At 46.5% G+C, this 21950-nt stretch carries 17 protein-coding genes; 2 read left to right on the forward strand and 15 right to left on the reverse strand.

The features are described 5' to 3' along the window. Together G395_RS0103640 and G395_RS0103645 are read left to right on the forward strand one after the other, a co-directional pair. Entirely contained in the window at positions 1–864 is an 864-nt protein-coding gene (locus G395_RS0103640) for a DUF4097 family beta strand repeat-containing protein (RefSeq protein WP_026628835.1), read from the forward strand. Between the two features lie 5 nt (positions 865–869). After that, entirely contained in the window at positions 870–1703 is an 834-nt protein-coding gene (locus G395_RS0103645; protein WP_026628836.1) for a DUF4097 family beta strand repeat-containing protein, read from the forward strand. 103 nt (positions 1704–1806) lie between these two features. Here G395_RS0103645 and G395_RS0103650 read toward each other — a convergent pair whose 3' ends face one another. The 15 genes from G395_RS0103650 to hisS form a co-directional block, all read right to left on the reverse strand. Further along, complete coding sequence (locus tag G395_RS0103650) at positions 1807–2241, reverse strand: MarR family winged helix-turn-helix transcriptional regulator (RefSeq protein WP_026628837.1); 435 nt, start codon at positions 2239–2241, stop codon at positions 1807–1809. Positions 2242–2495: 254 nt separating this feature from the next. Then, complete coding sequence (locus tag G395_RS0103655; protein ID WP_026628838.1) at positions 2496–4343, reverse strand: chloride channel protein; 1848 nt, start codon at positions 4341–4343, stop codon at positions 2496–2498. Between the two features lie 57 nt (positions 4344–4400). After that, complete coding sequence (locus tag G395_RS0103660; protein WP_229203948.1) at positions 4401–5093, reverse strand: hypothetical protein; 693 nt, start codon at positions 5091–5093, stop codon at positions 4401–4403. Between the two features lie 225 nt (positions 5094–5318). Next, the gene (locus G395_RS0103665) at positions 5319–7238 is read right to left on the reverse strand and encodes a response regulator (protein ID WP_026628840.1); all 1920 of its coding nucleotides are present in this window, start codon (positions 7236–7238) and stop codon (positions 5319–5321) included. 11 nt (positions 7239–7249) lie between these two features. Next, on the reverse strand, positions 7250–7831 hold the full coding sequence (locus G395_RS0103670) for a chemotaxis protein CheB (protein ID WP_026628841.1): 582 nt from the start codon (positions 7829–7831) through the stop codon (positions 7250–7252). After that, the gene (locus tag G395_RS0103675) at positions 7828–8643 is read right to left on the reverse strand and encodes a CheR family methyltransferase (RefSeq protein ID WP_026628842.1); all 816 of its coding nucleotides are present in this window, start codon (positions 8641–8643) and stop codon (positions 7828–7830) included. The genes G395_RS0103670 and G395_RS0103675 overlap by 4 nt, the downstream gene beginning before the upstream one ends. A gap of 3 nt (positions 8644–8646) precedes the next feature. Continuing rightward, on the reverse strand, positions 8647–11976 hold the full coding sequence (locus G395_RS0103680) for a response regulator (RefSeq protein WP_229203950.1): 3330 nt from the start codon (positions 11974–11976) through the stop codon (positions 8647–8649). Between the two features lie 247 nt (positions 11977–12223). After that, entirely contained in the window at positions 12224–15550 is a 3327-nt protein-coding gene (locus G395_RS0103685) for a UvrD-helicase domain-containing protein (protein WP_026628844.1), read from the reverse strand. 1 nt (position 15551) lies between these two features. Then, the gene (locus tag G395_RS0103690; protein WP_026628845.1) at positions 15552–16073 is read right to left on the reverse strand and encodes a hypothetical protein; all 522 of its coding nucleotides are present in this window, start codon (positions 16071–16073) and stop codon (positions 15552–15554) included. 52 nt (positions 16074–16125) lie between these two features. Beyond that, a complete protein-coding gene (hisC, locus tag G395_RS0103695; RefSeq protein ID WP_026628846.1) occupies positions 16126–17199 on the reverse strand; it encodes a histidinol-phosphate transaminase in 1074 nt (357 codons plus the stop codon). Positions 17200–17228: 29 nt separating this feature from the next. Beyond that, complete coding sequence (locus tag G395_RS28445; RefSeq protein WP_051349960.1) at positions 17229–17687, reverse strand: RES family NAD+ phosphorylase; 459 nt, start codon at positions 17685–17687, stop codon at positions 17229–17231. After that, a complete protein-coding gene (locus G395_RS0103705; protein WP_026628847.1) occupies positions 17687–18115 on the reverse strand; it encodes an Xre family toxin-antitoxin system antitoxin in 429 nt (142 codons plus the stop codon). The genes G395_RS28445 and G395_RS0103705 overlap by 1 nt, the downstream gene beginning before the upstream one ends. A 68-nt stretch (positions 18116–18183) precedes the next feature. Next, positions 18184–19452: a histidinol dehydrogenase gene (gene hisD, locus G395_RS0103710; protein ID WP_026628848.1), complete on the reverse strand. Its 1269-nt coding sequence runs from the start codon at positions 19450–19452 to the stop codon at positions 18184–18186. 4 nt (positions 19453–19456) lie between these two features. Then, positions 19457–20320 carry an ATP phosphoribosyltransferase gene (gene hisG, locus G395_RS0103715; RefSeq protein WP_026628849.1) on the reverse strand — a complete coding sequence of 288 codons (864 nt, stop codon included), beginning with the start codon at positions 20318–20320 and terminating at the stop codon, positions 19457–19459. 47 nt (positions 20321–20367) lie between these two features. Next, positions 20368–21738, reverse strand: a complete 1371-nt coding sequence (gene hisS / locus G395_RS0103720) for a histidine--tRNA ligase (protein WP_026628850.1) — start codon at positions 21736–21738, stop codon at positions 20368–20370. Positions 21739–21950: the final 212 nt, after the last annotated feature.

Consider the following 21950-nt stretch of genomic DNA (forward strand, 5'->3'; position numbering starts at 1 on the left):
ATGAATTTTTTTGCAATCCCCTTATTAGCGGGAGCGGTGCTTTGTTGTACCCAGGCGCCCGCACAAAAGCTTGAATTTAAGGAACATGTAAGTAAAGAGTTTACCCTATCGCAGAATGCATCGGCCAATGTGCTGGCCATTTACAACATTAATGGCTCCATAAAGGTGGAGGGCTATAACGGAAGTAAGGTTTTGATTGAAGTGGACAAGAAAATTACGGGCAAAACCAACGCCATCGTAGATGAGGGAAAGCAGGAGTTCAAACTGAGTTTTGATCAGAAAGCGGACAGCATTACGGCTTACATTTCCGAACCATTTGACTCGCGCCCGAATCACAGCAGACGTAACAATGATGGCCCCGGGATCGAGTACGATTTTGAGCTGGATTTCACTGTAAAAGTCCCCTATGCCATGAACCTGCATGTGTCGACGGTAAACGGTGGCGATGTGGATGTGAAGGATGTTACGGGCAGATTAGGCGTCAGCAATGTCAATGGCGCCATTACGCTGGTGAATGCAAAAGGTGCGGCGATCGTGCGGACCATTAACGGGAATGTTGTCGCCGACTATGTTTCACTTCCCCCGGGCGAATCGGATTTCAAGACATTGAATGGCGATATCAAGATCAGCTATCCGTCTGATTTTTCCGCCGATTGCCAGTTCAAAAGCTTTAACGGAGAATTTTATACAGACTTTCCAAACACAGAATCACTACCGGTAAAAGTGGTGAAAAATGAAGAAAACAAGCCCAATAAAACCGTCTACAAACTCAGCACGGAAACCAGGATCCGCATTGGTAAAGGCGGCCCGACCTACAAGTTTGAAACATTCAACGGGAATATTTATATTAAAAAACAATCATAACAAAAATGAAAACCAACCAATTATTGACCCTCTCGATTGCCGCTTTGCTAACCTGTTTTACGAGTCCTTCCATGGCCCAGACGGGAACGAAAGAACAACTCGTGGTGCCGCTTACTGACCCTGCGAAACCCGGATCTTTGCAAGTCAATCTGATAAACGGGACCATCAAAGTGACGGGCTATTCGGGCAACCAGGTTGTCATTGACGCGGTCGTTAAGGGCTCCGAAAAGCCGGACAAACCCAAAGACGAAGCAGCCGGTGGCATGAAGCGGATCACCCGAAACGGAGGCCTCGAACTGACCGCAACGGAAGAGCATAATGTTGTCAAATTAACGACTAGAATGGTGAACACAACCATGCTTTTAGAGATCAAAGTGCCCCAGAAATTTGGCCTCAAAGTAGGCACTGTGAACAACGGCGACATCGTCATTGAGAACGTGTCCGGCGAGATGGAAATCCAAAATGTGAACGGCGATATTACGCTTACAAACATTGCCGGATCGGCCGTTGCGAATACCATTAACGGAACATTGAAAGCTAACTTTAAGACCATCGACACCACCTCGCCCATGGCATTTTCGACATTGAATGGCAACGTGGATGTGACCATTCCGGCGAGTGCAAAATTCAATGTAAAACTAAAATCAGACCGGGGCGAAATATTCAGCGACTTCGATGTGGACGTGGACAAAAGCGCTCCGCAGGCAACCCGCTCGTCCAAGGATGGAATGTATAAGGTTTCGATCGATGACTGGGTAAAAGGCAAGATCAATGGCGGCGGAAGCGAAATTATGATGAAGAATATGAATGGCAATATTTACGTGCGAAAAGCGAAGTAAAACTGCCTTTACAAGCCCTATACGCAGAAACCCGCCGATGCTGAAAAGGAATGCGGCGGGTTTTCTTTTTGATGTACGAATATGCATGCATTATGGCCCGCGTCTATTCAATTGTGCCGCCCATTTCCACGAGGATTTTTGAAAGGTCGTCCAGTTTTTTTGTTCTTACGGTTGAAAGAATTTGTTCTGACAAAAGCTCCGATGTGGCAGTCGCGTCGGTAAGAATCCGCTTACCAGCGTTCGCCAGTTTCACATAAGACACCCGTGCATCGCGGCTGTTGGCTTCGCGTTTCACCATTCCCAGCTTCTCCAGCGGGGACAGCATCCGGGTAATTCCTGAGGCTGTCAGGCCGATTTTTTCAGCCAGATCTACGCGGCGCATCTTCTCTTCGGGCGCTTCCCCGAGGTGAAACAGAATCATAAATTCGTTGAGACTCATGCCATGACTGCTCAGTTTTGCATCGAATCGCTTGGTAATCAAGGCCTGCACTGTGGTAAGGTTCAGGAACAATTTTAATGATGGTGTTATGGTTGACATATAATTGAATAGTATTTGTTTTATTGTTGATTAATAGTTGAGTGTTCAAGTATTATGCAAATATATTGTAAGTTTAAGTCATTGCCAAACAATGCCTTGCCTTATTTTGACTAAAAAAGTGGGTTTTTGATGCCTCTGAGCGGGATTTCGGAAATGTTTCACGTGGATCGTTAAGCAATGGCATAAACTGCCCTGTTACGCGCTGGATTTCAATGCGTAATAAGGTGGTTTATGAAGCGCTTATGCGTGGATTTCTAGCCCGAATGTGCGCGCAGCAACTGGCGGTAACTGTTCAGGATTGCGGACTTAGAAATGAACCCTACAAACTCCCCGGACACTTTCACAACGGGCAAGTTCCAGGCACCCGTTTCATCGAACTTTTTAACAACGCTTACAATGCTGTCGAAGTCGCTGATGACTACGGACGGGACTTTCATGAGGTTTGAAATGGTGAGCATATCATACAGCTCCGGATTGAAAAGCAGCGGCCGGATGTCGTCCAGAGAAATTGTACCAACCAGTTTCTTATCCGCGTCCACCACCGAGATCATATTGCGCCTTCCTACCCTTACAAGCTCGGCCAGCTCCTCGCGTGTTGCGTATTGGCTTACCGTCTGAATGTCCTTATCGATAAGGTCCAGAATGTGCAGCAGCGAGAGCAAATTCCGGTCATGCTCGCGCGTGAAAATCTTGCCTTGCTCAGCCAGTTTTCTGAGGTCGGGAGAGATCGGTGAAAACCATTTCGCCATCAAATATGAGATGACCGAAACGATCATTAAGGGGATAAAAAGATCGTAGCCGGAAGTAGATTCGGCGATCAGAAATATCGCGGTTAAGGGCGCATAAAGCACGCCGCTCATGACGCCCGCCATGCCAACGATCACAAGATTATTGATGGGCACATCGGTCGCGCCGACCTGCACACAGATGAGCGCAAACACGTAGCCAAGCGACCCGCCCGCGAAAAGCGACGGCGCAAAATTTCCACCATTCCCGCCACTGAAAATAGTGATCGAAGCAGAGAATGCTTTGAGCAAACAGACGAGTGCGACGAAGACTACAACGACCCATTCGCGGTAGCCTATGAAGCGGAATAAACTGTTCTCAATAACCGATTGCATCTGCCCGTTTGTAATGGCTTTGATCGTGTCATAACCTTCGCCAAAGAGCGGCGGATAGAGCACGCATAACACCGACAGGATCGCGCCTCCGAGCATGGCTTTTCTGATCCGTGTCAGTTTCAGCCCGTGAAAAAACTCGTCAATGTATTTGGCTATTAAAACAAAATACCGGGCGTAAAGTCCGCACAGGACGCCGAGAATTAAATAGAACGGAATGTTGTGATAATCGAACGGGTTGCGCGTTTTGAACTGGAATAAAACATTTTCCTGCAGCAGGATTTTTGAGATAAGACTTCCGCAAACTGCCGCAACGACCAACGGGATAAAATCAGAAAATACGACACCTACCAGCAAGATCTCAAAGGCGAACATCATGCCTGCGATAGGCGCGTTGAAAGCAGAGGCAATCCCGGCAGTTGCGCCCGCTGCGAGCAGCAATGTCCGCTCGCGATAATCCAGCTTGTAGGTCTGAGCGAAATTGGACCCGATTGCAGCTCCTGTAACTGCGATAGGGCTCTCCAAACCGGCCGACCCACCCAACCCCACGGTGATGGCACTTTGAACGATCTGAGAGTACATTTTGACCGAAGAGACCACACTCGAATTCTGTGCGATCTCGTACAGGATTACGGGGATGCCTTTTTTGTCCTGCCCTTTGAATATAAAAATCACAACCAGCGTCGTGATGACAATTCCCAGAAAGGGAAATAAAATATAAAAGAAAACCTGCTGCTCGAAGTAGACCTTGTAGGTAATTACATAGTGAATGTAATGTACGAGCGATTTGAGGATCACGCCCGCAAGGCCGCAGGTGATGCCGACCAGGATACCCGACAGGATCAAGAACTGAGATCTTGTGAGTACACTTTTCAACCAGAAAAGCACGATTTCGTAACTGCGCGCTTTATTGAGGCTGTATCTGATGAAGTTTCTTCTGAACTTTAAATAACCGAATGCTCTCTTAATGTTGCTCTTGTTCACAATTTACCGTTTTGGTCCGCCGGAGCGCCGGAACGCCGGCGGACTTCATTTTCAATGCTAGTTAGCACGGGCAAGCTGAACTTCAAGCTTGATGTCCACATTACGGTCGTTGCCGTTATAACGCGAGTTATAGCCGCCCGATCCGATGCCTACACCCATTCCGCCACCCATTCCGATTCCTCCCCCTAAACCTATGCCAATGCGCGGGCTGAATCCGGATTGTGACGATTGTCCATCCACTTTAATGTTAACACCAAGCATTGCGGTTTCTTTGGCGTTCACGCCCATGAGGCTGAACGGGATTGCAATCTGTTCTGTGAGCTCTCGATTCTGGTCCATCAGGATCTTGGACTTGATGCTGCCGTCCTGTGCCACCAGATTGATGAAATGCTGGCCTTGCTTGTCTTTCCAAACGGCTTCTTTGTTGTACGAATCCAGAAGCAGGTCGAGTCCGAGGCTGTTGGGAAGATCGGTATCCACGCGTTTCAGCGCTTTCCTATCTTCTTTCATCACAACCGGAAACAGCAGTGAGTATTGGTCTTTTTTCTGTCCGTCGGGGCTGAAAGAGATTTTCAGGCCGCTGGAAAGGATGTTTTGAATGGTGGTCGGATCCTTGGTTTTCAGGGTCAGGTAAACGTAATGTTCATCATTAATGATTCCGTATCTGAGCCTGGACTTCTGATCCTGCTGATCTGGTTTGACTTCATCCACATATGAGAAAGGTGCATTCCATTTCGACTCATATGTCATGGTTTTTGAGGAACTACATCCAGCGAGGGCAGCCAGCAGCAGTAGACACCAACTGTATTTTATGATTTTCATTTTAACTAAGCTTGACGATTATGGATAATTTGTAAACGAAATCCTTCCACCAATCATTACTGCAAACGGAAATAAATCGTCGCGATGAAATCGTTGCGATGAATAAGACTCTCCACATTTGGGAAAATGTTTCCGGCTGATCGTGTGCCAACGCTATTCCTCTCCCAGCAAGGCAGCAATCTTCTTGTGCAGTTTTTCCGGCTCAAATGGCTTGGATAATGTATCGTTCATACCCGACGCTAGGGCCTGCTGAATTTCCTCAGGCAACACCGTGGCCGAAAGCGATAAAATGGGCGTTTGAATCATCAGCTGCTTCCGGGCAAAGCTTGCGGCCTGAAAGCCATCCATTTCGGGCATTCTTGTATCCATAATGATCAGGTCATATTTCTTTTCTCTTAATGCATCAACGGCTTCCCTACCATTCAAAACCATGGTCGCATCCAGGAGCCAGGTTTTCAGGTATTTTTTCAAAAGCAGTGCGTTGATCGGATTATCCTCGGCTACCAGGACTGTCTTCCCCGTAAATGGCGGCAAATCCTGGAATGCTACCGAAGGTTTTGGCTCAACGCTTTTTTCATTGGCATCCGGCAGGATTAAGGTAAAAAAGAACTGGCTTCCCTTATTGGATTTGCTGTTCACTTCCAGCTCGCTGCCCATCAGCCGCACGAGCTTTTGAGAAATTGTCAGCCCAAGGCCCGTTCCTCCGTATTGATGTGATGTGTTTTCGGAAGCTTGTCCGTACTCCGAGAAAATATTGGCAAGGTGCTCCTCAGACATGCCTATGCCTGTATCGTCGACGCTGAATTTGATCTTGTGGCCAAACTGCGTTTCTGAGATCAGATCCACACGGCAAACGACTCCACCTTCCTGTGTGAATTTTAATGCATTGCCCACCAGGTTCAGCAAAATCTGGTTCAGGCGCATTCCGTCGGCCATTACGCATTCCGGAAGGTTTTCGTCGATAGCCAGGCTGAGGTTCAGCTTTTTCTCATCTGCTTTAAAGCGCATCAGGTCAATAATCCCTTTTCCGAGCACACGGAGGTCAGTGGACGTCGGGATAATAGAGAATTTCCCTTCATCAATTTTGGATATATCCAGAATGTCATTCAGAATGTTGAGCAAGGATCCGGACGACTGGCGCAGCATATCGATCAGGTCGCGCTGCGATGCGTCGAGGGATGTTGCGCTGAGCAGATTCCCGAGCCCGATGATACCGTTAAGCGGTGTACGTATTTCATGGCTCATGTTGGCAAGAAATGATTCCTTCGCTTTCCGGGCTTTCTCGGCAAGGCTTTGTGCGTCGATTAATGCTCTTTCATGCTCTTTCCTTTTTTCTACATCATGCAGGTTTACAAACAGGAGCCTGTTTTTATACATAATGCGCAATTCGAGCCAGACAGGTTGCCTTAACCGCCCGAAAAAGCGGTCTTCCACGACGATGGTTTCACCGCCCACGTAGCTCTTTCTGACCAAAACCTCACGTAAAGAAGCATTTCCCGGTTCCACCAGCAGATCCAGGATTGTGGTTCCTACCAAGTGACTGGGAGATATTCCAAGAATTTTTTCAACTGATGGGTTAATAGAAATAATGTTGCCCGTTTCCGGTTCAACGGTTGCGATAATGTCGGGAGAATTGAGAATAATTGTTGCGTAATTTTCCAGCAATTTGTTCTTGTCACGGATCTCTTTCTGGCTCCTGGCCAGCCTGATCAGCGAGTCGACCTTAGCATTGGTTATATACGGGTCCAGCGGTTTGTACAGATAATCGATCGCGCCGGTTTTGAGCCCGCGCACCGCATAGGTTGTTTCTTTCGAAATGGCGGTCACAAAAACGATCAGAATTTCTTTGGTCTTCGGATTGGAAAGCAAGGTTTCTGCAAATTCAAAGCCATCCATACCAGGCATCTGGACGTCGACAAGTGCCACCGCAATCTCATTTTCCCATACTATGCGCAATGCTTCGTTGGCAGAAGTTGTGGAGTAAATCTCGATATCATCCCGGCTTAGAATCGCTTTCAACGAAATGAGGTTTTCTTCACGGTCGTCGAGCAGCAGAATTTTTGTGTTTTCCATCTTAATTTATTCTATGAAAGTAGATCGCTGATCGTTTCGTAAAACCCATTCTCCTCTAACAGCTTGTGCTTTTGATATTTTAATAATGCTTCTTCCGGCATACGCGGAAATTCCGCAAACGCCGGGCTCTGCACATAGGTCGGACAGCCCTTCTCAGCCAGCAGCTTCAATCCCGCCGCCCCGTCCTGGCTTGATCCTGAAAACAGCATAGCGGCTTTCAGGGGAATGCCCGACATTGCCGCCGACATGAATGTTGCGTCAATAGACGGTCGAGAGAAAAAGTCCGGCTCTGTATGATCGTAGTAGAACCGATGATCGTCTCCGACCAGAAGATGATAATCCGGCAATGCAAAGTAAATGGTGTTCGAGGTAATCGGATCAAGATGATGCGGTTCGCTCATGTGAACATCGGTTTTTGTTTTAAATAAATCAGGCAACACCGATGAACTGTATCTTCCCCTATGCAATACGAAAATAACGGCAAACGAGATCGGTCCCTTTAAAAGTTTAATAATGTCTTCCAGGATCACAAAGCTTCCTGACGAGCCGCCCATTAGTACAAGACGCAGCGATTCATCTTTCGCGCTGTTCATTTGATTTTCTGATAAATGTTCAGTGCACTGTCAATTACTTTGAAATGGGCTTCTAACCCCGAATAACGTAATGTTTCTCGTTTTCCCAAACAAAGAAACCCTAACATGCTCAAACTATCGTAAAGAAGCCTGAAAACCTGCTGCCTCAGTTCGAGTGTAAAGTAGATCATTACATTGCGACAGCTTATAAATTGAAACTCATTGAAAACCCCGTCACCGGTAAGGTCATGCAATGAAAAAACAATGTTCTTCCGCAATTCCGGGGATATAATGGCTTTATTGTAAGCGACATGGTAATAATCTGACAATGAGCCATTTCCCCCTGCCAGGAGATAATTTTCGGAAAATGATCTTGCGTTTCCCAGAGTAAAAACTCCTTCCCTGGCCGAAGCAAGGACCTTGTTGCTCAGATCAGTTGCATAGATCAGCGAACGGCTCATGAGTTGGGCCTCTTTCAGCAGGATTGCCATTGAGAACGCCTCTTCGCCTGATGCACATCCGGCCACCCAGAACCGCAGTGACGGGTAAGATTCCAGGTAACCAAAAACTTCCGTCCTTACCCTTTTGAAATATTCGGGATCGCGGAACATTTCAGAATAATTGACCGTCAGTTCCTGGATCAGGTCGTATACAATGCTTCCGCCAGGCTCGATGTGTTGTATGAGCTCGTCCAGGTCCATGCCGTATTTAGCCAGGTAACGGCCCGCTCTTCTCAAAAGTGAGGGTCGTGCATAACCGGAAAAGTCGAAACCGGAAATGTCACGTATGCGGATGATCAATTCTTCGAGCTGTGAATATTCTAAAACAACCATATGTCAGGCCGAATGCAGCCACACTTTAATTAATGCCAGCAACTTATCCACGTCCACAGGTTTGGAAATATAGTCATTGGCACCTGCCGCAAGACATTGTTCCCTATCGCCTTGCATCGCCTTGGCCGTTACCGCAATGATCGGCAGGTTAGCCCATTTAGGCACTTCCCTGATTTTCCTTGTCGCCTCTATCCCATCCATTTCCGGCATCATGACGTCCATCAGAACAAGATCTATTTGGGATGTATCTTCCAGTTTTTCAATAGCTTCCCGGCCGTTTGCAGCGATTTCAATCTTGAAACCCGACTCTTCGAGCACCGCGCTCAAAGCGAATATATTGCGCATATCATCGTCCGCGACCAGTATTTTCTTACCTACAAAAACATTTTCCGAATGGACTACCGGATTGCTGAATGCATCCCGTTTCTCAAGTCCTTTGAATGTTTTGGGCTGAATATTTTTCAGGAACAATTTTACTTCATCCAACAGCCGCTCATTCGACTTCTTGGTTTTCATCACGACCGGATGCGCGTATTTCATTACACGTGTAAGGTCCCCCTGGTCCAGATCCTCCGCTGTATTAATCACAACAGGCACTGCGCTCCAGACTGAATGTTTCTTGATCTCGTCCAGCAAATCGAGTCCGTTCATGTCCGAAAGCCGGATATCCAGAATGATGCCATCGACCGTTTTTGTATCGAGTATAGCTAATGCATCGGCTGCTGAAAATGCATATAGTACAAAAATGTTGTTCGCAGTCAGGAAATCACCCAGATACTTGCTCTGATACTGATCGTCTTCTATAAGCAGGATTTTTTGCTTTTCGGTCTTGCCGGATTCCAGTTTCAGCAAAGTAAATATATGCTCCGCCGATTTCTCGTCCACGGGCTTTTGCATAAACCCGATCGCTCCTTCTTTGACCATATCCATGTCCAGATAGGAACCCGAAGAAACCGTGTGAACAGGAATGAGACTTGTTTTTGGGTCTGCTTTCAGTTCTTTCAAAACTTCATCCCCGGACATATCGGGCAAATGCATATCCAGAATGATGGCCGTGGGCTGGAAACTCTGCACCAGGTCCATGGCTTTCCTGCCTGTGTCGGCTACTACTACTTCAAAACCGCTATCCCGTGCTTTGGACGACATATCCGCTGCAAAAATCTCATCATCTTCAACCAGTAGCAACCGGTATTCTTTGCCATTCTCATGCTCCGGCACTTTTGCCACCGGCTTCTGGATTTCAACCATTTCAAGAGGCGTTGCTGCGGCTTCCGAAGCCGGCTCCTGGTCTTGTACGGGTATTTTTAATGTAAATGTTGATCCTACCCCTGCTTCACTTCTTAGAGAAATCGAGCCTTTGAATAAATTAGCGAGCTCACGGCTGATAGAAAGTCCCAGTCCCGTTCCGCCATATTTCCGGCTGGTAGAGCCGTCGGCCTGCTGGAAAGCTTCGAAAATGGACTGCTGTTTTTCCGGCGCAATCCCAATGCCGGTGTCCGAAACTTCGAAAAACAAATGTGACGCTTCTTGTCTGATATTCAGTGAAACTGTGCCCGGCGCCGAGGTGAATTTCACAGCATTGGAAACAAGGTTCCGAATGATCTGCAACAATCTGACCTGATCCAAAAACAGCGTGTCAGGGCATGACTCGGATTTTTCGATTTTAAGTTCCAGTCCTTTGTTCTCCGCTATTTTCTGAAATGTGTTTCTGACCTCGGATAACAAAAGCTCTGTGCTTACATGCTCGTGCATCAGCTCTATCTTACCCGATTCTACTTTTGCAAGATCGAGAATGTCATTGATCAATGTCAGCAGATCATTGCCTGAATTGAAAATTACAGAAGCATAGCGCTGTTCTTCTTCGTTGAGCCTCGCTCCCTTGTTTTCGCCCAGGATTCGGGAAAGGATGAGAATGCTGTTCAATGGGGTCCTGAGCTCGTGGCTCATATTGGCGAGGAATTCGCTTTTGAACCTGCCGCTTTTTTCGAGTTCGTCGGCTTTGATTTGTATCTGGTCACGCGCTTCCTCGATGGTGCTTTTTTGCTCTTCCAGCATAAAAGCTTTTTCTTCAAGCTCGGTATTAATTTGTTTCAACTCCTCCTGCTGCACCCGCAATTCCTCCTCCGAAACTTGCAAAAGCTGCGTCTGGCGCATGAGTTCCTCGTTCGTAACCCGCAGTTCTTCTTGTTGGCTTTCGAGTTCTTCCGCTTGCAGCTGGGTTTTTTCAAGCAGCTCATTGGTGGTCTCACGCGCATGTGCAGCCACGATGGCAACGGCAACATTGTCCGAAACCATTTCCAATAATTTGGAAACCTTATCTCCGGGATCATTGAGATAACCCACTTCTATAACCGCCGTCACCGAGCCTTCAAATGAAACGGTTTTGATATAAACCAATGCAGGGTCGGCACTTCCCGTCGTGCTCGCAATTTTAAAATATGCGGCAGGGACTTCCACTTTCCTCAGTCCTACCTGGTCGGCTGCCATTTGCCCGAGCATCCCCTGGCCAAATTTGATTTCATCCGGAATAGACGCAGCGCCGTCAATGCCATAAGTGCTGGCGAGCTGTAAAAGATCTCTCGAGCGGTTAACCAGATACATGGTTCCTACCGGCGAGCCGGTGACCTCTACAAGCTTGTTTAAAAATTTGCGCGCCAGTTCGCGATGTGTAGGCTCTCCGCGAATGGCTTCTGCCAGTCTAACTGCATTGTTTAATATCCAATTCTTTTCCTGATCCTCAATCGACAACTTTTCGAGCTGCTTATTAGCATTAATCGTCTCATTTTCGGAAGCGATCTGTGCATTATAGGTCCTTCTGATAAAATAGTAAAGCAGGAAGACGACGCATAGGAACACGAGCGTTCCAAAAACAATGTATTGTGTCGCCTCCGCTGAGCTGTCGGCAGCAAGTTGCTCACGCTCTGCAAGCAAGCCTTCTTCCTGGTTTTCAATTCGTTTAAAAACAAAATCGATCTGTGAAGAAAGGACTTTCCCTTTTAAGACGATCGCTTTAATGGTGTCGGGCTTAACATTTCCGGCTTTGAGCAGCTCATATTGCTGATCCATCAGATCCAGCCGCACTTGCATGATCGGCATGAGTGAATCCAGCCGGCTCACTTGTAGCCTATTATCTTTTACCAATTTCCGCATGGCATCCAGTTGCTGCCATACATTGTCGGCGGCCTGGCGGTAATTGTTCTCGAACTGTACATTATTAGTGAGCGCGTATCCCCGAAGATTGGATTCCGCAGTAAGCAGCTTGTTCCGGACATTCGTTGAAATGGCCATTACTTCCCGGGTATGGCTCACCCAGCCGGTATTTTCCTGCTGCATCCTTATCGCATTGTAAGACGTAAGCCCTACGACAACAACTAAAACAATAGAGAAGATTATACCAATTAAAATCTGTTGTTGGAAAGAGAAGCGCATAAACGACAAATAGCGGAATGGACTGGCTGAGCAATTTCCGCTAAATATCAGGAAAAAAAAGGAAACTGCTCTTGATATGAAGCGTTTCGCTTAACTATTTAATAGAATTTTAGCGGATATCAAATATAAACTACTTCTACTTCGAACTGTCCTATTCGCTCGATTTTGCGGTAACCCATTCAACCAGTTCGTTTTCCAGCGTGATCAGCACACCGCGTGACTTCTTGCCCGCTCCGTCGTATGTTTTGATCAGCTTCCGCAAATGCCTGCGCGGCTCGTCGGCATTGCTCCCGCCCACGAATGACATGAAAATGAACTCGCCGCTCGTTTGCTCAACAACCCGGTCAATGTGCAGCAACTTGCCTCCTGGTATTAATAAGTCTTTGTTTGTCTGCACCTTGCCAGTGTCTTGATAAAGATCTGACAGTTCGGGATCACTCAATAAATCCCTTGTTTGCGCCTCAATCGCTGCTGTTTCTGCTTTGGTAAAAATCCCTTCGCCCACCAGCCGGTCTAAGGCAAGGGGCAGGTCGGAAATGGTTTTGAGGCGGGTTAACAGATATCGGATTTTTTGTAAACGGTCATGCTTAGGTTCAAACGTTTCCACATCGAAGATCCGGTCTGCCATTCTTCTGAGGCGCAAGGATTCTGTGCGATCGTTACTTAGAATGTGGTTGAGGACAAATGGCTGTGCATTAGACTTCCTATGCGCGTGCATGGGCTCGCTATGGCCATTAGCAATGACATATTTTGATTCACTTTCATTCCAGGCAGGCTCAACACCCTCCTGGGTCAGATAATTTTGCAGCCAGTTGCTAACCTGCTGCCCCGCTTCCCACTTTCTTTCGCGTTTGGCCAGAATATACAAGCGCTGCACGGGACGGGTAAAAGCTACATATAATAAATTCAGATTTTCAACCAATGTGCGTGTACGCTCATCAGTATACTGCGTGGCAACGGCTGTGTTTTCAAGGTCTTTCACGACCGAGACCATTGAGCTCCTCAGCTTTTTCTCGGGCTGATTGGCCAATGCAAGTTCATCATAATGGACATCATCCAGATCAAGCCATAGGCGGTCGAGCTTGGCATTAGGCGTCACTTTCCAATGTGCATAGGGCACGATCACCACAGGATATTCCAAACCTTTCGATTTATGAATGGTGGTAATGCGGATGGCATTGGTTTCGTCTGGGATCGTTATAGAAAGCTTATGCCTTGCCGACTCCCAATAAGTAAGGAAATCGCCCAGGTGATTGCTTTTTCTGTTTCCAAAATCCATCACCACATCCAGAAAACGGAACAGATATTCGTTCTCGAAATGGTTTGCAAACAATCCGAAACGCTGCATCAGCTGCTCACTCAATTCGAAGACAGACAATTGCCGCATTCTGAATGAGCTCAGGTTAATGTTCCATTTTTTGAAATATTCCAGAAATGTATCCAAACCGCTTTCTTCGCACAAAATACGTATCTGCTCGTATTCGCTCGCCGCAGGATTCTCTCTTCTGACAACGTGATGAAATAAATAAGCTGCCTCGTAACGCGCCAACCGGTGGTCGGAGCTGAGCAGCACTTTCATAAATGAAATGATAAAATGCACTGATCTGGAATAGCCCAATGAAAGCGCGTCGTCCGATATCAAGGGTAATCCTGCTTCTTTGAGCGTGCTGGCGAGGGCAGTTGCTTCCCTTTTTTTCCTGCATAAAATAGCCATGTCACGCCAATCGTAACCTTGCGTTTTCAACTCATTCACCAGTTCCAAAGAACGCCTGACAATGCTGTCGGTGGCTCCGATCCCTTCCGTCTCGTCGTTTTCCTCATGCAGTTCGAGAAACTCAATTTCAACATGGCCGCCATTCGGCACATTATCAGGAATCTCCTGCTGGAAATTCTGGTCATAAACATCCTGGATAAGCACATTCTCTACGCCGACCGTTTCGGCAACGAAGGCGAAAAAGTTGTTGTTGAAATCCGTAATCTCCCGACGGCTGCGGCGGTTAACTTTCAAATGATTTACATCCAGATAATTATCCAGGCTGAGTAACCGCTCGGCATTATACGAACTGTTCCCCAGCACAGTCGCCAGCGCCATCACCTGGCTGGTGGCGAGATGTAAAATAAGGTCCATATCGCCGCCACGAAACCTGTAAATCGACTGCTTGGCATCGCCAACGATCAGATTGAAGAACCCACCTGATAATGCGTTTTCAATCAGCGGGAGCAAATTGGCAAATTGCAGCTTGGATGTGTCCTGAAACTCATCTACCAAAATATGGTTGTAGCGCTCCCCTAACCGCTCGAAAATAAACGGAACAGGCTCGCGCGCCACGATTTCAACGATCTTCCTGTTAAAGTCTGAAATGTGGACCTGGTTATTTTGTTTCAAAAGCGCATCAAATTCCTTCCTAATCTCACCCAGCAATGACAGGTTATAAATGTGCCTGTCCAGCTGCCCGTAAAGCGTAATTTTTTGCGTTTCGGAAGTCCGGATGTTCTCGATCTGGTGAAAATAATTTTCAAGATCGGTCCTTACCTTCTCAATTTCGTCTTTGATTAAGACTGGGGCTTTGGCGCCATACCAAACCCCTTCTCCAATGGTTTTGTAAACGTAGGAATTAGGCTCCGCCCAAATTTTTTTCCCTTCGGCCCTGTCGCGAAAGTAACCATAAATGCCTCTCCCGCTTTGGTGAAAATCTTTTTCGGTAAGGAAAGTAGATTGTATTAATTCAAAAGCATTTTTTGAAAGTTTCGTCAGATGCGCTTCACGTTCGCGAACAAAGGTGCGCATCTGGTTCCGTATGGCGATCCAGTCCTGCATTTTAAGATCCTCCACTCGCTTCATCTGCATGTAACTTTGCTCACTCAGCAATGTGCCAGCCGTGCCGCGGATCTGCATGGGTAAGGTGCCCCAGCTTTTCCCCTCTTCGGCGTTTTCACGATAATATCTTTCGACGATTTCTGTGAGCACTTCTTCGCCATCCTGCCCGATACGTGCGAGCAAGCGGTCTACGGCATCATCCAGTAAATCGCTGTCGAGTTGTGTTTCGAAGATAAACGGGATCCCAAGTTCGTCTGTAAAACTGCTGATCAGCCGCTGAGTGAACTTGTCGATCGTCATTACCGAAAAATCGGAGTAGCGATGCAGGATTTGCCTGAAAACGAGTTGTGCACGACCGGCGATCAGCTGGCAGGCACCCTGGAAAAGTTCTTGATCTTGAAGCGTATTCGGATACATTTCCGTTACCACATCACGGAGCATGGGATGTGGATCGGCATCCGAATTGAAGGAATCTGAAAAGATCCGCAGCATAAGCAGGATGCGGTCTTTCATTTCATTAGCTGCCGCATTCGTGAATGTGACAGCTAATATATGCCTGAAATAAGTATCTGAGTTGGAGTGCAGGGCAAGTTTAAGATACTCCTTGGTAAGCGTATACGTCTTCCCCGACCCTGCCGATGAACTATAAACCTTAAACACCTTACAGGTTGAAGCGAATGCCTCCTGAAATGTTAGGGCTTAGATAAAATGGTCTTGGAAGCAGTTCAAGATAGGTTCCGCCTTCCAGAAAAACAGAAATGCGGTTATCAGGAATGTAATATTCAATTCCACCCAGAACCGATCCGCCTAGTGAAATGTCTTTTTCATAATTGCCATTCAAGCGTTTTGGGTAAGATCTGCGGCTGTTTACCTGTCCACCTAATCCGTAATAAACGTGCACGGCTTCAGAATTGAAAAGCGGCGTATGCCATAAGTAATGCACTTGCAAGGAAACGCCGGCGTTTTTGTAAATTCCTTCATCACCTCTGTACTTACGGTCGTTGGACAAGATTCCGCCATAAGTCCCTATCGTTACGTCCAGCGCATGAATGTTGTTGAAATATTTACGAATATTGATCCCTGTTGGCTCTCCCAATTTAAAACCAACTGCCCAGTTGTCATATTGAGCGTGTGCAAAACCAAAGCTGAGGATAAAGGCAAACGTTAAGGCTAATTTCTTCATAATGAGTTTTTATCGGGGATATTGAATTTTTGTGCTCTTATCAAAAAGCGTGCTACACCGTCACGCTTTTTGATTGATATTTTTTCAAAGAGTCTATTAATGCTTCATTTTCTTCCTGCGTGCCAACTGTAATTCTCAAACAACCGTCACAAAGATGAACCCGGGACCTGTCCCTGACAATGATCTCTTCGCTGATCAGATAATCCATGATTGCCTTTGCTTCATCGAATTGCACCAGTAGAAAATTGGCATCAGTTGCATGCACTTTTATCACCAACGATAAATCCGTTAACATGTTACACAGAGAAGTCCTTTCTTTGAGAATTTCTGCGATCATTTTGTCTTTTTTATCAATTCCCTCCAATCCTTCCAATAGCGCTTTCTGAGCTGGCAGGCTGATATTATAAGGCGGTTTGATCTTGTTTAAAATGCGGATCAGCTCCGGGCTGGCGAAGCACATTCCCACACGGATCCCTGCTAGTCCCCAGGCTTTGGAGAATGTTTGCAGCACCACCAGATTTGGGTATTGATCCAAATGCTGAATCCAGGAAGGCGTATCCGTAAAATCAATGTAGGCCTCATCCACAACCACCAGACCGTCAAAATTTTCCAGGATCGCCTGAATGGCATCAGCCTGCATAACATTACCGGTCGGATTGTTAGGTGAGCAGATCCAGATGATCTTGGTTTTCGGCGTCACTGCATTAAGCACTGCTTCCACATCAATTTGATAATCTGTCGTTAATGACACTTTATCAATGATGACGTCGTGAATGGAGGCACTTACTTCATACATTCCATAAGTCGGCGGCAAGATGATAACGTGGTCCTGACCAGGTGTGCAGGTCGCTCTTGTCAGCAGATCTATCGGCTCGTCGCTTCCATTTCCCAGGAAAATACGGTCGATGCCAATGTTCTTGATTGGCGCGAGCTTATGTTTGATTTCAGATTGGTAAGGATCGGGATAGCGGTTGTAATTTTCTTCCGTCACCGAGCCGTAAGGATTTTCATTAGCGTCCAGGAAAATACCTGAATGCCCGGTGTATTCATCCCTTGCCGAGGAATAGGGCGCTAGTGAAAGTATATGCGGACGAAGAATTTTAGTAAGGTCAAATGTATTTTTCATGCGGTCCGTTTTATATCGCTCGGATGCGGTTATTTACTTTTTTGAAAAGAAGAATAGTCGTTTGTCAAATTCAAATGGCTCATATGAACCACTTTCACCTCACTGGCAGCAGGATGCGACGGATTGATTAAATAATTATACTCCGAATTCACCACCACCGACGGAACTCTCAATAGCAACGATTTACTGTCTTCCAGCCACTCGTCACCCACCGACTTACTCCATTGCGGATCCTGTTTCCAGTCTTCTACGGTGTATGCAGCGAGCGATTTAATGTCATCAGGCACAAAAAGCACAGCAACCACATAGTCCGGAGGCGGCGTGGACCGGCTGGCATGAACCAGCACTTCCAGCATGGCAAGCGACCTGTGCGAGGACGCGTAGAGCATTGGTCTGCCGGGCGAGTTCCACCTTCCACCGTGGTGAAAAGCGCCAATCCCAGTCAAATCGTCTTTATAAATAGTGCGTGTAATCCTAAATAGCTCCATTAAGCAAAAATACCGTGTTCGATTCGTCCCAACTCTGTTTTAATCAGTTCTATGCCTGCGTGTGTACGCAGAAAACTAATGGGTTTCTCCTGCCCCAAAGCAGGAATTTCATTGTTGAGCCAATCCAAAAAATATTCTTTACCTAACACTCTAACCCCTATTGAAAAGAGATCTGCAAGCGCAATGAGATGATCTGAAACAACATTGCTGAGCAGATCTACATCATTGTAACGTTGCAGGTTGCGGGATGTTACAGGCAATAATGCAATGATATCTTTCACATCCATGCCTACGGAATCCGCCAGATGCTGAATGGATGCTTTCGGCACGCCATTCGCTGCGAGGTAGGCAAGATCGAAATCATTTTTTACAGCATGTTTCAAAATGCCATAACCTCCGAGCCGTTCATTAACCAAGTATGCTGTCATCGCTCTTTTGATTGAGTTGAAAAATGTCCCCAAATTTAAGACATTTTTCCAGCATTAAAAATTCATTCTTACAAAAGACTTTTCAGCCTGATGCTAACTGCTTTCTTATGTGCATCCAGTGACTCGGCTGCTGCCATGGCTTCCACAACGGGGCCAATTTGCTGGATTCCCTCCTTAGTAATGTTCTGTATGGTGATTTTTTTTACAAAACTATCAACAGAAACACCGCTATATGCACGTGCATAGCCGTTGGTAGGCAATGTGTGATTGGTGCCTGAGGCGTAATCACCGCATGATTCAGGTGTATAATTGCCCAGGAATATTGAGCCTGCATTGACTATTTTCTCGGAAACGGCTTCTGCATTTTCAACACTTAAAATTAAATGTTCTGCTGCATATTCGTTCAGCAGGTCAACCGCTTCTTCGTCGTTATCGAGCAGGATGGCTTTGCTGTTGGCAATGGATTGAGCAGCCAGATCGCGTCTGGGTAGCTTGTCCATTTGCGAGGATAATGTGAGATTGACAGCTGATAAGAGCTTTTTGCTGGTAGAAACAAGCAATACCTGGCTATCCGGACCGTGCTCGGCCTGGGATAAAAGATCGGCTGCAACAAATGCAGGAACGGCACTGTCGTCTGCATAAACAGCCACTTCCGATGGTCCCGCAGGCATGTCAATGGCGATGCCTTCCTTGCTGATCAGCATTTTAGCCGTGGTAACATATTGATTACCAGGGCCAAAAATCTTGTAAACCTTTGGAACAGATTCCGTTCCATAAGCCATTGCCGCAATAGCCTGCGCCCCTCCTATCCGGAATGCTTTGGTAACGCCTACTAACTGCGCTGCATATAAAATCGCCGGATGATCCGAAGGCGTGCATAACACAACTTCCTTACAACCCGCAATTTTGGCAGGGATTCCAAGCATTAATACAGTGCTGAACAATGGCGCGGAACCACCCGGAATGTATATCCCTACTTTCTCGATTCCAACACTTTTACGCCAGCAAGTAACGCCGGGCATGGTTTCGATCTTTTCGGCGGGTTGGAGCTGGGCTTCGTGAAATTTGTAAATGTTTTTGTAAGCCTGTTCGATGGCTTTCTTTAAAGCCTCATCCAGCTTGTCAGCAGCGCCACTCAGTTCTGCTTCTGTGAAAGCAATGTTATCCAGCACTGTTTTATCGAATTTCAGCGCCAGTTCCTTAATGCCTTCGTCACCCTCTTTCCTAACCTTATCAAGGATGGGATTTACTTTTGCTTCAATATCCTGTGCTTCCTGAACGGGGCGGGCCAACAATGCGGGCCATTGATCTCTTTCAGGAAATGGAATAATATTCATACAATTATAAGATCATTTTTTCAATTGGAATAACCAGAATCCCCTCTGCACCAGCTTGTCTGATTTTCTCAATATTTTCCCAAAACTCATTTTCATTGATCACCGAATGCAAGGAACACCAGCCGTCTGTGGCCAGCGGCAGGATCGTTGGGGCACGCATGCCGGGCAGGAACTTGGTAATGCTCTCTACGGCGCTGGTGGGGCAATTGAGCAAAATATATTTGTTATTCTTCGCAACCTGAACAGACTTGATCCGGAAAAGCAATTGATCCAAAAGATCCTTTTGTACCTCCGAAAGATGCTTGCTTGCAATCATTACCGCCTCTGAGCGGAAAATGGTTTCCACCTCTTTCAAGCCATTGCTCAAAAGTGTGCTGCCAGAACTTACAATGTCACAAACTGCATCCGCCAAACCAATGCTCGGCGCAATTTCAACTGATCCGCTGATCTCGTGGATTTGTGCTTTAACATTATTCGAACTCAAATACTTTTCCAACAAACGCGGATAAGTCGTAGCAATGCTCTTTCCTTCCAGGTCCGTGACATCATTATAGTCATGTTCCCTCAGAACGCCGATCGACAATCTGCATTTGGAAAAACCGAGTTTGTGAACCGTATCCACGTCCCGATTTGACTCCTCAGAAACATTTTCGCCCACGATGCCCAGATGCGCCACGCCGTCTTCAACATACCCAGGAATATCATCGTCCCGCAAGAAAAGTATTTGAGCAGGAAAATTTGTAGCATCGGTTTTCAACTTTCCGGCACCATTATCAAACCTGATCCCACACTCTTTGATCAATTTTAAAGAGTCTTCACTCAACCTTCCGGATTTTTGTATTGCAATTCTTAATATGTTGTCATTCATTGTGTTGTGGGCTTCCGCTAAGCAACGGTTTGGTCTGTAAGTTAAGTTTAGTTATTGGTTTCGGCGAGTGACGCAATGATATCGTCGGTATCTAGCTTCTGCTGCTCACCTGTTTTCATATTTTTCAAAGTAAGCTGGCCGGTTTCCATTTCATCGGAACCGATAAGAATTACGAACGGAATGTTCTTTCTGTCAGCGTAGTCGAGTTGCTTTTTGAGCTTCACCGAATCCGGGTAAATTTCAGCATTAATGCCTGCTGCTCTCAGCTTTGGCAAGATGGACAGCCCAAAACGAAATGCTGGCTGGTCAAAGTTTGAAATCATAACCTTAGTTGCCGTCTTTTGGTTTTCCGGAAAGAGATTGAGTTCTTCCATCACATCATAAATCCGGTCGACGCCGAGCGAAATGCCCACGCCGGAAATGCCTGAAACGCCAAAAGTGCCCGTCAAATTATCATAACGGCCACCGCCGGAAATGCTGCCAATTTGAACATTGTTCGCTTTCACTTCAAAAATAGCCCCTGTATAATAGGAAAGGCCGCGCGCCAATGTTACATCGAATTGGATCTTCGGATTTTCCAGCCCGAAGGTTTTTACGAGATCCCAGACTTCTTCCAATTCCTGCACGCCCTTCATTGCAATTTCTGAACTTCCCAGCCAGTTTTTCAAAGCTGTAAACGGTTCGTCGCCTTCGGAAAGGCTAAAAACAGGGTCAAGTTGCGTAACACTTTCGCTGGAAAAACCACGTTCAACGAGCTCTTCAACGACTTTATCTTTTCCAATTTTATCTAATTTATCAATCGCAACGCAAAGCGGGCCTTCCATCCCATGCGCGCCGATCATGTCCGCAATGCCCGTGAGGATTTTCCGGTTATTGATCTTTACTGTAAAATCATTGATCCCCAATGCAGGTAAAATCTCGTGCAGAAGCAAAACGATCTCCGCTTCGCAAAGCAGCGAATCGGTTCCTACAACGTCTGCATCGCACTGGTAAAATTCGCGGTAACGGCCTTTTTGCGGACGGTCTGCGCGCCAGACAGGCTGGATCTGATATCTTTTAAAAGGCATTACCAACGTTCCCCGGTTCATCACCACATATCGGGCGAAGGGAACCGTAAGGTCATAACGCAGTCCTTTTTCAGAAATTTTTGAAGTTAATGGTTTGGATCCTTCCTGCCAGTCGGCGTCGGTGAGCTTTCCGCTGAAATCTCCGGAGTTCAGTATTTTGAACAAAAGCTGATCGCCTTCATCGCCATATTTGCCCATTAAAACCGAGAGGTTTTCGAAGGCTGGTGTTTCCAGGGGCAAAAATCCATATCGTTGGAAAGAGCGGCGGATGGTGTCAAAAATAAAAGTACGTTTTGCCATTTGTTCGGGACCGAAGTCTCGGGTTCCGCGGGCAAGGGATGGTTTACTCATTGAATTCATTCGGTAAATGTACTGCGCACCAGAACCTGAAAGCGATGAACCGGCACATGAAGTTGCCGGCTATCGAACGTCAATTGGTGTCAGTATTTGTAATTAATTTGGCTTGTAGGCCAATTTAACCGTAAAGTTAGGGCAGGTTAGGCAATATTTGTGACTATTGTCTGCATTATTTACATGAAAATGATTAATTTTGCGGCTCTTTC

It is taken from the genome of Dyadobacter alkalitolerans DSM 23607, assembly GCF_000428845.1.
Taxonomy (GTDB): domain Bacteria; phylum Bacteroidota; class Bacteroidia; order Cytophagales; family Spirosomataceae; genus Dyadobacter; species Dyadobacter alkalitolerans.